This window comes from Alcanivorax sp. HI0044 (assembly GCF_001634945.1).
The window spans coordinates 1-1,319 of sequence record NZ_LWEZ01000217.1 but is presented as its reverse complement, the minus strand read 5'-3'; the positions used below and the strand labels follow the sequence as shown (position 1 = coordinate 1,319).

Genomic DNA, 1,319 nt, shown 5'->3' with positions numbered 1-1,319 from the left:
ATATCCGAAAGATTTACCTCTCCCAACGAAATCTGAGCATATTGCTTAAGGGCTGGACGATTTACAAATCGGGAATGGCGACTATTCCAGGAATACAAACCAACGTTGTAGTGATCCCCTTTTGGAAATACCCAGCCATACCCTCCAGGAGAAAAACCGAAATCAACTTTTGTTCTAATTTCTTGAGTATTAACTTCGTTCGCATCAACGTCGGCTTCAATAGCTACCCCAAAAGCCCCCTTCGGTCGACCGGAGATCAAACGCCGTATAGTACTCCCCGCACCATCCGCCGCAACCAGGTAGTTGCCCTTAATTCTGAGGCCAGGATAGATTAGCTCAACAGCATCCCTACGAAGCTCAATTCCACTAATTTCTGGTAGTACAAAGTACTGACATTCGGTACTCAATGCTGCTTCGATCCCAAGACTATCGAACTCGGCTCGTTTAGTCATTAATGCGATTGGCTCTTCCGCTTTAATGATAACCGGCTTTTTATCTTTATAGGACAGTCTCAGCTCGTTAACCTTTTCACGAACAACAGTAGTGAAGTCATAATCAAGTAAACGCACGGCTCCAGCGGAAAGTCCACCAGCGCAAGGCTTGCTTCTTGGGAATCGTGTTTTTTCGATCAATGCTACGCGAGCACCACCTGCTGTGAGTGTACGTACAGAAGCCACACCCGCTGGCCCGCCTCCGACAACTATCACGTCTACCTTTACAGATTTTGTCACGATATCAATCCACTCGAATGAATTTCAAAATACTGTTCCCTGAAGTTTCAGGATACGCAGGGTGAGCACATTCCTCATCAACCATCTCCATAAGAAAGCCATGTCTTTTGAAAACAGTGAGGAATTCATCGAACGAGTATTTCTGCTTAACCCAGTGATGGTATTCGATAACAAAGGTTTTAACTTTTCTTAATTTCCCTGACTCTACAAGGCTCGATATCACATTGCTTTCTCCGCCTTCAATATCAACCTTCATAAAGTCTACGCCATTATCCAAACAAGGCAGCTCAGCTGCAGCCATACTCTCTACAATAATACGCCTTCTTGCCAAAGCATTTTCAAAGGTCGAGCAGACGGGAATGTTTTCTAAAGAATCAGGGAAAACAAAAAAATCGGTGGAGCCCGTTGTATCCGTAATGGCCTTTTCCACAAGATCAATTCCGGTCAGACCGAGAAAATTGATATTTTTTCTTGCCACGCTGGCCGACAGAGGATCCGCTTCAAAAGTGACGATGCGACTATCAGGATATATTGTCTTAAAATAAAGAAGCCCAAGACCGATATTGGTACCACAGTCAACAATCAGTG

2 protein-coding genes are annotated in these 1,319 nt (G+C 44.4%); both read right to left on the bottom strand.

Translation table 11 applies throughout. From position 1 onward, the window contains the following. Positions 1-731 (bottom strand): FAD-dependent monooxygenase (locus A3730_RS29380; protein WP_156500828.1); only part of this gene is annotated, 731 nt, incomplete at its 3' end. 4 nt (positions 732-735) lie between these two features. Then, a partial coding sequence (locus A3730_RS02595) for an FkbM family methyltransferase (RefSeq protein WP_197477239.1) occupies positions 736-1,319 on the bottom strand: 584 nt, incomplete at its 5' end.